Source organism: Nostoc cf. commune SO-36 (genome assembly GCF_023734775.1).
Lineage (GTDB): Bacteria > Cyanobacteriota > Cyanobacteriia > Cyanobacteriales > Nostocaceae > Nostoc > Nostoc commune_A.
The window spans coordinates 1,055,197-1,066,942 of the sequence record NZ_AP025732.1 but is presented as its reverse complement, the minus strand read 5'-3'; the positions used below and the strand labels follow the sequence as shown (position 1 = coordinate 1,066,942).

Below are 11,746 nucleotides of genomic sequence, written 5' to 3'. Positions count from 1 at the left end.
TACGCTGGCTTTGAGAATTCTGACATGGAGGTGAAAATCCGGGAAGGTCGCTTAATGTTGACCAGTTCTTACGAAACTACTTTCCTCAAAACTGGTTCAACTAATGCTAATCTCTTAGGTTTCACTAACCTGACCACTGATTTAACCTCTACCTTGCCTTATACTATCAAAGCCGATCAAGTTGGCTCAGTCGTCACTATCGGTTCTCCAAACGGGCCAAATGGTAAGCTTTATATCGCTGGTAAGGTACTTGGTTACAAAGCAATCAATCTTAACAGTGGTAAATCCCCCGATGGTATTGATATTGACCTCGATGGGACTGGGTTACTAGAAACTCGTGATGGTTCGATTCAAATGAATGTGGGAACCTACGGCATAGTCAAAGGGGATATTATCGCTGGTGGCGCAGGTTCTGACATTATCCTCACTGCCGAGAACACCCTTGAGTTACACGGTAGCCTCACTGCTAATGATCAAGTCAGCTTAAGTGCTGGTAAAAATGTCGTAGCAGGTCAAACCGTATTCACACCTCGGCACCAGTAAAATTAATGGACGTTTAGTTAATATAGCTGGTTTAAATGATGTCATCATAGACAGCACCATTGGCGAAGGTAGCGTTGGTATGACCAACCTTAATATTGCTGCTACCCAAGGAGATTAACCCTTGCACGCACCTCTGGGCGGATTATTACTGATGCCAGAATGTGACGATGACAGGTAAAAACGTCAGCATTGAGGGCGTAGTTCGCAATACCGCAGGTGATGCTAATGCTAATACCGCAGAAGTTTTAATTGCAGCTACCAACAACGCTACCTTAATGACTGACATCATCAGCCAAGGTACACTCAAGATTACGGCGGGTAATAACATTGAGGCTTACAACGGTCAAATTCTGGTACAAGGTACAGGAGAAGTCCTCAATATTAGCCAAACTAATGCTAACGGTAGCATCAAGTTTGGTCGCACTATCTTAGTTAATGAGCAATATCAGCAACAAGGCTTAGATTTAGCGGGTATTGGCAACGTCACTATTAATGGTACAGGTATAGTTAATATCGGTTCTGGTGTCCGCATCATGAGCAGTGCCGATAATAGCACCGTTAATGTTAGTGGTGACGTAATTAATGTAACTGGCTCACTCTTGGCTGGTGCATCTCTCAACAACAATACCGTCACTTGGACAGGTAAGACTGCTACCGTTAACCTCAACGCTACAGATGTTGTCACCTTCGGTGGTGCTGGTGTAGAGAACGGCAAAATAGTCACTCGTGGTGGTTCAGCTTGGGCGACTGATAACGTCAACATTAATGTTGCTGGTGGCGCTAATCAGCTAGACTTCACCATGAACGATCTCAGTTCCATTAAGAGTGACGCAACTGCACGCTTTGCAGAAACGGGTACATTAATCTTTGCAGATACCACCGATAGCAAAATTAATATTACGGCTCAAGGACAAGTCGAAATTGATGGTTTAATTCAGGCTTATGATGATAACGCAGATATTACGATTGATAGCGCAGGTTTACTATTAATTAACGGCTACCTGAAAGCAGACGATACCCTAACGGTTGACGGTGGGACAAATGACTCTGGTTACGGGTTAATGCTGACTCCGTTAATTTTCCGCGATCCTCAAGGACGTTTAATTAATAGTTCTAGTTTCTACATTAATAGCAACGGTGAATATGTCGATGCGAATGGTGTCAAATTAGCTTTAGGTGTTGCGCCTGTTGAGAGTTTAGCAAACCTCACCCGTGTGAGTGGTGGTACATTAGAAACTGCATTCGGTGGCAATATTAATATCTCGGCTGAAGCTGGTATTGTGTTAAGTGGACAAGTTGCACCTTCTAATGGCACGACTGTTAACCCTGACAAAATCAGCATCATCAGTGAAAATAATGCAGGTGATGTCTTCATTGACAATAAAATTGGAGCGCGTGGTCAAATAATCATTAAAGGTAAAAATCTCTACCTGCTTGACTACCAAGAAACTGATGCTCTGAAGTCTGTACGCCCCAACAATGCTTTAATTCAGACTTATGGTGGTGCTACAACCACTGACCCCAGCATTCAAATTCACGGTACTGGTAAAGTCATTATTGCCAAGAGTCAAGCACCTCTCAGCATTGCTTTAGTTGATTCTTATAAAGATATTGAAGTTATTGCTGATTCTCTCTGGGTACAAGGTTATTTAGACAGCAGTACAGATGTCACCTTGAATGTAGTCACTTCAGCCGAAATTAATGGTTTAGTTAGCGCAGCGCAAAACCTCAATATCCGCGCTGGTATTAACCCCAACTGGGATTTAAACACCCTCCGAGGTACAGTTACTCGTTCTCAACTCAGTGGTGGTAATATTCTTATCAATGGTACAGGTACTTTAAAAGCCAATAATATGGCCACTCTCCTCGCTGGTGGAACAGTTACTATTAGTGCAGATTCTGCCCTTGGTGCAGGAACTAAACCTGTACCCATTCCCTTTATTACCCAAAAAGCCATTACTGTTCCAGTCGTCACCGCAACTAAGCCGGTTGAAGATGGCACAATTCAGGTTGAAGTAGTTAACTGGATACCCACAACTGTTACCGAACAAGTAGGAGTAGATCAAGTCCGCGTGGGTAATGAATTCTTCACGATGGATGCCAAGCTCAGTCAAGATAGTTACTGGAACCCCACGAAAAATATTGAACGGGAATGGTTTGTTAATAAGGTTGACTATAATACTGCTGACATTACAAGTTGGTCAGCAATAAAATATAGCACAAGTAATAAGTGGGCTTATACCAACGCTCAAGGAAAGAAAGTTGAAACTGATATTGCAGACCCAAATTACAGTTTCAATGAATTAAATGATGACCAGAAAAACGCTGTTATAGAATATTTGGGTTACTACAAACTCTATGATTTTGGTTATAGCAATGCCAAAGTCGATCGCACGGTTAATGGTAATCCTACTCGCACTGATGTTTTTTGGAATCTAACTGAAACTACAGAATCTTATAAAACTGATTCTGTTAATGGACAAACTTATCGCAAAGAATTCATTGGTGGAAGTGACTACAAACAAGCTGGTTTAATTAATACCATTGACTACAAGGTTGACGATGTTAACTGGGGTAGCGCTGGTAAACCATTAACCGATCATGTTTTTGCGGATTTGACCGCTACACAAAAAGATCAGGTAGCCATTTACAAAGGTTATTCTAACTATCAAACTTATTTAAATACCTTGGTAAATGGTGGCTTTTACAACTCTTACGATGTGGCTAGCAATCCTAATAATATTGCAACCAAAATTATCAATATTAATGTAGATGGTTGGGGAGATAAATATATCCGTGTACCAGTAGGAATTGCGGCTGATTTAGCAGCAATACTCAAAACTGTGTCTCAAGGTGAGGCGAAACTTTTAAATGACAATAATAAAAATAACTTTAATGAGCTTTTACCTAATAGCTACAACTCATTACATCAATGGATAACTCAAGGTAGTGTTTCCTCTCCTACGGGTGAATATGTTGGGTATTATTGGAACACAGGCGATGTTAGCTATATTCAAGCAGCTTCAAAATACTACTACCCTAATGATGACTATCCTAAAACAACAATATCCATTCCTTTTATTGGTGAAATAGAGACATATCTCCATAACAGTCCACATAATCCAAATGAAGATGGAGAAGCTTATTGGCAAGTATCTTATGTCAATAACTCGGGTATTCGTTACTTTAATGTTGATGAACGTAACACTGTAGAGTTAAGCATTGCTCCTGAGTGGAATAGTGGTTTGACATCTAAGCAAGCCAGTACTTATCAGATGGATCGTTACACTAACCAAATTCAAGCTTACGATCAATATGTAACTGCTCTAAACTTTAACACTTCATCTTTCAGTAAAAACTTTTCTAACACCAGAACTGATCAATTTGGCTTTGAATATGATTATTGGGGAGATTGGATTAAGCTTGGTGGCTATTGGATGGACAATGATGATGGCTCTAGCACGAAGTATGATGAAGAAGAAGATGTACCTACATGGGGATGGAGAAATTTAATAAGCAGTGATAAATCTGTTTTAGATGATGTCTTTGGTGATGGACATGATCGTGAAACGTATGATGATGATCCGTACAAGTACCCATATAATAATTTGAGTTATTCTAATCTGAACTCTTGGGAATCGCAGTACGATCAAGTTCAGTCAATGATTGAGTACACAGAGCAATTTGGTGGTGATGATGTCGGTGGTTTTGTTCGAGGTCGTAACGAATACAACTACACTCTTAAAGAGGACTGGCAAGATTATCAATATCACTGGATTTCTAGATACAAACCTATTTACGACACTCGCCTGCAATTATCCTATCAATGGGTAAGCCGAGAACAGGATATTTATGATGGTCGTCCGCGTTACGAAACCCGTAATATTCAGGTTAAAGATGTCAGCATCAAGACGGAAACTAAATTCCGCACTGAAAACATCACCGAAAACCAAACAATTTGGGTAACGGAACGTCAGACATCAGCTAACCAAAAAGATTACGGTCAATTTGCTGGTTACTCCATTAGTGCTGCTAATGGTATTACTATCGACGCAACAGGTAACATCAGCATCACTGGTCAACTGGAGACTAAGGGCATAAGCGGTAATATTGATATCACCAGTTTGGGTGAAGTAAATATTCAAGGTAAACTTCCTGAAGGACGCAGTGCTAGTGATACCCTGGCTGCACCTTCCTATATTTCTGCTCAAAACAACCTCAACATCACTGGTAGCAGTATTAACGTCCTCGATTCCAGCGAATTACTGGCTAAGAACAACAGCGGACAAGTCAACCTCACTAGCACTTCCGCCACTGGTGACATCAATTTTGCAGGTACGGTAAATGCTGGTACTCAAATCCAACTGAAAGCAGGTAATGACCTGAATATTACAGGCTTACTCAACGCAGGTAACGAGATTATTGCCCATGCTGGTAAACTCGCTGATAAAGTTGGTGGCAATGGTAACATTACTGGAAATAGCTCCACTTACCTACAAACTGGTGCCAACGGGAACATTACCATGTCTGCGGGTGAAACCACTGGTAATGTTGACCTCCCTTCCGGTTGGCTCACCACTGGAACTCTGAATATCACCGCTTCTCAGGGTACTATTAACAACTATTTAGTTAATAATGGTGTCCGTCAACATGGTTTAATGACGGCTGACACCATCAACCTCACCGCCAAATCTGGTATTAGTGCCAATCTTGACGTTACTACCCTGAATGTGAATAACACCAGTAGCGGTTATATTGACCTCACAGTTGATAAAAAAGCAACTACCGATGTTCAAACCACTGTCACCAACAATAACGGCAATATTAATATCAACTCCATTAGTGGTATTAGTTTACTCGACGTTACAGCTTTAGGCACTGGTAACGATATTCAGATTACTGCTGGTGGTAATGTCACTGTTAATAAGTTAAAAGCAGCCGATCAGCTTACCCTCAACACCAGTAGCGCATTAATCCTCAGTCTGAATGCAGCTGATGATTTATCTGCTGGTACTTCTATGACTCTCTCCGCAGGTAGCATCACTCGCAATAACAACAACCGCATTCGTGCTAATACCATAGATATCAACACTGCTAACGGTAATCTTGACCTCTACACCCAAGTCAATAACCTGAGCCTGGAAGCAGGAGGTACAGGTAATGTAAGCATTAACAACATTGCTACTACCTTAAACCTCACCTCTGCGAAAATTGGTGAGGGTAACTTTACCCTGAATACTAGCGGTGCATTAATCGCTACTTGGGTCGAGTTAATTAATAATAGTCAAGCACGCACCTTTAACATTACCTCCAGTGGCGACATGACCATTGGAAAGATTAATGCTGGTTTGTACAGTGATTATGATGCCCAAGGTAACTTAATTTCCAGCAGTCAAATTAATCTCACTTCTAATACTGGTGCAATTCTCGCTGTCAACCCCAATGATGGGATAGCTGATGTAGTAGCGCAGAAAATAATTGCTAATTCTGGAAAAACGATTAATTTTGAAACAGCAACAGAAACTAACGGACTATCTGCAACTGCTAACACTGGCGATATCTTGATTGAGAGAATTAGCGCCGATGACGCGAAGACATTGGTTTTAGGCGACCTGATTGCATTGCAAGGTAATGTGAAAGTTGTTACCGCAGGTAATCTAATTGCCAATACGGGAATCGAATCTGCCACCTACGGTAGCATCGAACTTGTGAGTAAGACTGGTAATATCATTGTTACTACCTCTACCACTAATCCTACTGATAAATTACTCAAGAGTAATACTTTAAAATTACGGGCGACGCAGCAAATCATTATTGATGATGATGTCACCCTAGAAGGAACGAAACTCCTAGAACTAGCTTACGGTAAAACAGGTATTCTTCAGGGTTCCGTACAACTACCTAAAATTAAGACTGCCGAATTAACATTAGAATTAGGTTCCGGTAGCATTATCGTTTCACCAGAAACCTTTGTTGACGCTAGTGGCAAAGCGATTCCTTTAGATAAGGTCAATTTAATTGCACGTGGAAACCAAATTACTGAAGGTCAGTTTGTCGGATACTACCGCTACCAGGATAGCAAGAACACTTACTACTTAGACACAGCAGAACTTGTTGAAGGCACAAAAGTTTATCAGGCATCAGGTAGTGACTTAGTAGCGCTAACTGCTGCTGAAGTTGATAGCTTAAGACTAGCCCCTGTATTGAATACCATCAGTTATCAACTCATCGAAGCAATGAGCGGTCGGTACGTCTTTAGTGGTAATAATGGTCGTGAATACTACATCGATGGTTATGAATTAAGTAAAGGTGGCGATCGCAAAAATCTGAACGAGATTCCCAATGGTACTACTGTCTATACTCGTCAAAATGACGCAGGGGACTATGCTTACACAGTCGTAGACCCAACTGAAACTAACAAGGATACAAATGGTAATGATGTTGTAGTTGGTTACAAGGTTGTTTACTCAAACGAGTCTGATTACAAGATATTCATCGCCCAAAATCCGCAGTACAAAGATGTCCAAATTAAATTTACTGCGGTTAACTATGCATCTCTAGACCTGCAAGCCAAAATGAAGCAGGAACTAGCTGGTGGTATTCAACTTGTCACTCCATCAGGAATCCTTCAAGAGGAACGGACTGGATTCCCAATGCTGGCAAACTCTATAACCCTGAAAGCACAGCGTGACTTAGGCAACATTAGCTTCAAAGATATCATTGGTACTAATGTTGAAATTGCGACTGGTGATAACCTCGATATAATTGGCGCACCAACTGTAACAGGAAACCTGAAGATATCTTCTAACGGTTACTTCGATGACAAAGGTAACTTTATCGGTGGTCTAATTACTACTGGCAAAGAAAAAGTAGTTATCGATAATGTCATCACCGAGAGAGATGTTATTCTCAAGGCTTCTGGATTAGAACTTGCAGCTTTCAAAGGTATCAATATTAAGACCGATGTCCAACAACTTAAAGCAGCGATTATCGACAAAGGCGATATTACCATCAGCGAAGCTAATGCGATCGCCCTCAGTGATGTTTCCGTTAAGCAAGGAAACCTAACAATTTCCACTGTTGATACTAATGCTGTAATGACTATCGGCAAAGTGGAAGCAGGTAATAAAGTCAACATCACAACAGGACAAATATTTAGTGCTGCTAGCGATGGTGTAGTTGACCTTACTGCTGAAAGCTTGACGATGCAAACAACCCAAGGTATAGGTACAGACAATGCATTACTGGAAACCTCGGTTAAAAATGTAAGCGTTATCGCAGGTGGCGGTGCTAACCTCAGCAACTACGGTGGCTTGACTGTCGATAGTATAAATGCTGGCGGTGGTGTCCAAGTAGAAACCCATAGCCCGCTAGCGATCGCAGGTAATGTATCGGCAGGTGCTAGAATCCGCTTGCAATCGGGTGATTCTCAAGGAAGCGGCGACGATTTGACGATTAGAGCTAATATCACCACGATAAGTGGTAACATTACCCTCAATTCTGGCGATAACCTCTTAATAGCTGAAAATACCTTGATTGCGACACTGGGTGAAATTATCATCCAAGGTGACTTTGATAATAAAGATTTTGGTATCGGTAGCACTATTACCCTAAGCGGTACCCTCAAGAGCATTGGTGTTAAAATTGACGGCGGCGATGATAGCGATATCATTAATATCGATGGAAATATAATTAACTACTCAGCAACTGGTATTCTCACCACTGTTATTAGGTCGCAGAATGGTAACGATATTATTAACCTGGGCGATAAGAACAAAACTCTTAACAGTATCGCAGGTTCGATAGATATCAATACCAGCGATGACTTCGATACCTTAAATATCGAAAATAGCGGCAACCCGTCGAACAATAACCTCAAGGTGACGGTTGATAGAATCTCCGGTTTAGCGGGAATGACAGGTGATATTAGTTATCTCAAGGTTGAAAAAATTAATATCAACTTGGGTTCGGGTAACAACTTGCTCAACATTGCTTCCAACATTACTGCTGAGGTAAATGTCAACTCCGGTCAGGGACAAAACACCATCTTGATGGACTACGCTAACAAGACGGAAGCATTCGACCTATTACTCGATAACGGTACTATCACTGGCTTTACAGGCGCAGGCAATCTAGAATACACTAACTTCCAGGCAATTGATGTCAAGTTGGGTACAGGTGATGACAAGTTCACTATCAAAGACACTAGCTTTACCCAGAAAATTTCCGTAGATGCAGGTGCAGGTTACAACGAGTTAATAGTTGATATCGCACGCGAAACCAACAGCCGTAATGAAACCATTAATATTGGTCAAAACAATATCTTTGGTTTAGGACTCGACCAACGCTTTAAATACTCAGGCATGAAGGAAATCGATGTCCAATTAGGTTCTGGCGCCGACAACATTAACTTGCTCAACGATTTTACTGGCAAGCTCAACTTTAATACAGGTATCGGTGCCGACACCTTAGTTCTAGAAAAAACTCTGGGTATTACTAACATCGGTACCCAAGAAGGCAACGATATTGTATTCATCCAGACAATTGGCGCAGCGACCTCGGTTGATACTGGTGCTGGTGATGACTATATCGAGGTTGCTAATAATGAGAACACAGTCGATAGCATCGCTACATTGCTAACAGTCAGCGGTGGAGAGGGTCAAGATTACTTAATAGTCAACGATTCTGCTGATAGCGATAACAGTACGTTAACTTTAACCAACAGCACCATTAGAGGACTAGATTTAACTGCTGGCATTAACTACAGCCAACTGGAAATGCTTGATGTCTTAATGGGTTCGGGAAGCGATGTTGTCAATATTGAAAGCACTCACCAAGGAATTAGCTACATTTTTACAGGTGCAGGCAACGATACAGTGAATGTTGAAACCATTGCTGGCGAAACAAACGTTAAACTCGGTGCTGGTGATGACACAATTAATGTAGGCGATCGCAACAAACAACTAGATAACATTTACGCTGCGTTGATTGTATCGGGGGGCATAGGTAACAATACATTAAATATCGATGATTCTGGAGATAGCAAAGACAATACAGCCATCCTCAACGACACCCTACTTACTGGTTTGGGAATGAATGGTGAAATTAATTACGGTAACTTTGAGAACCTAAATATCAAGCTTGGTTCGGTAGCGACATTCTCAGCATTGAAAGCACTCATCAGCAACTAACATATATCGATACAGGCGCAGGTGATGATACAGTCAATGTCGAAAATATCTCTGGTGAAACCAACGTCAAACTCGGCGTTGGTAATGACACTGCAAATGTCGGCAATCTTAACCAACTTGTTGATAATATCTCAGCAGCACTGATTGTATCAGGCGGTATAGATAGCGATACATTAAATATCGATGACTCAGGTGATACAAAAGACAACACAGTGATTGTCAACGATACCTTAGTTACTGGCTTCGGCATGAACGGTGAAATTAACTACGGCAACTTCGAGAATTTAAACCTAATAATGGGTTCGGGTAGCGACATTCTCAGCATTGAAAGCACTCATCAGCAACTAACATATATCGATACAGGCGCAGGTGATGATACAGTCAATGTCGAAAATATCTCTGGTGAAACCAACGTCAAACTCGGCGTTGGTAATGACACTGCAAATGTCGGCAATCTTAACCAACTTGTTGATAATATCTCAGCAGCACTGATTGTATCAGGCGGTATAGATAGCGATACATTAAATATCGATGACTCAGGTGATACAAAAGACAACACAGTGATTGTCAACGATACCTTAGTTACTGGCTTCGGCATGAACGGTGAAATTAACTACGGCAACTTCGAGAATTTAAACCTAATAATGGGTTCGGGTAGCGACATTCTCAGCATTGAAAGCACTCATCAGCAACTAACATATATCGATACAGGCGCAGGTGATGATACAGTCAATGTCGAAAATATCTCTGGTGAAACCAACGTCAAACTCGGCGTTGGCAATGACACTGCAAATGTCGGCAATCTTAACCAACTTGTTGATAATATCTCAGCAGCACTGATTGTATCAGGTGGTATAGATAGCGATACATTAAATATCGATGACTCAGGTGATACAAAAGACAACACAGTGATTGTCAACGATACCTTAGTTACTGGCTTCGGCATGAACGGTGAAATTAACTACGGCAACTTCGAGAATTTAAACCTAATAATGGGTTCGGGTAGCGACATTCTCAGCATTGAAAGCACTCATCAGCAACTAACATATATCGATACAGGCGCAGGTGATGATACAGTCAATGTCGAAAATATCTCTGGTGAAACCAACGTCAAACTCGGCGTTGGTAATGACACTGCAAATGTCGGCAATCTTAACCAACTTGTTGATAATATCTCAGCAGCACTGATTGTATCAGGCGGTATAGATAGCGATACATTAAATATCGATGACTCAGGTGATACAAAAGACAACACAGTGATTGTCAACGATACCTTAGTTACTGGCTTCGGCATGAACGGTGAAATTAACTACGGCAACTTCGAGAATTTAAACCTAATAATGGGTTCGGGTAGCGACATTCTCAGCATTGAAAGCACTCATCAGCAACTAACATATATCGATACAGGCGCAGGTGATGATACAGTCAATGTCGAAAATATCTCTGGTGAAACCAACGTCAAACTCGGCGTTGGCAATGACACTGCAAATGTCGGCAATCTTAACCAACTTGTTGATAATATCTCAGCAGCACTGATTGTATCAGGTGGTATAGGTAGCAATACATTAAATATTGATGACTCAGGTGATACAAAAGACAACACAGTGATTGTCAACGATACCTTAGTTACTGGCTTCGGCATGAACGGTGAAATTAACTACAATGACATTGAAAAGTTAAGTATTCTACTTGGGTCAGGAGCCGATTTAGTTACCATCGAATCTATCTCAGTTGACACCAATATAGATACTGGTCTTGGCGAAGACTTTATCACTCTCGATGATCTCAGCTTACTTTCGGCTCGACTTATAGTTGATGAAGAAAGGAAGAACTAGTAGTTTATTGAAAATTTGCTGATTCTCGATTTGTAGAGACGTGATATTTCATGTCTCTACATTTATTTTGTTTGGTCATAATAAAATCAGGATTTTTACAAGCCCTGTTTTAATTTGCCGTTTATTTATACCAGTAATTATACGAGCTTAACAGCCCTAATTGCATATAAATTACGT

Annotated in this window: 3 protein-coding genes; all 3 read left to right on the top strand. The window is 41.0% G+C overall.

Annotated elements, in window-relative coordinates; genetic code table 11:
• The first annotated feature begins 24 nt into the window (after positions 1-24).
• The 3 genes from ANSO36C_RS04755 (at position 25) to ANSO36C_RS04745 (ending at position 11,569) form a co-directional block, all read left to right on the top strand.
• The gene (locus tag ANSO36C_RS04755; RefSeq protein WP_251958608.1) at positions 25-543 is read left to right on the top strand and encodes a hypothetical protein; all 519 of its coding nucleotides are present in this window, start codon (positions 25-27) and stop codon (positions 541-543) included.
• Between the two features lie 167 nt (positions 544-710).
• A complete protein-coding gene (locus tag ANSO36C_RS04750; protein ID WP_251958607.1) occupies positions 711-9,734 on the top strand; it encodes a hypothetical protein in 9,024 nt (3,007 codons plus the stop codon).
• A 212-nt stretch (positions 9,735-9,946) separates the two neighbouring features.
• A complete protein-coding gene (locus ANSO36C_RS04745; protein WP_251958606.1) occupies positions 9,947-11,569 on the top strand; it encodes a beta strand repeat-containing protein in 1,623 nt (540 codons plus the stop codon).
• Positions 11,570-11,746: the final 177 nt, after the last annotated feature.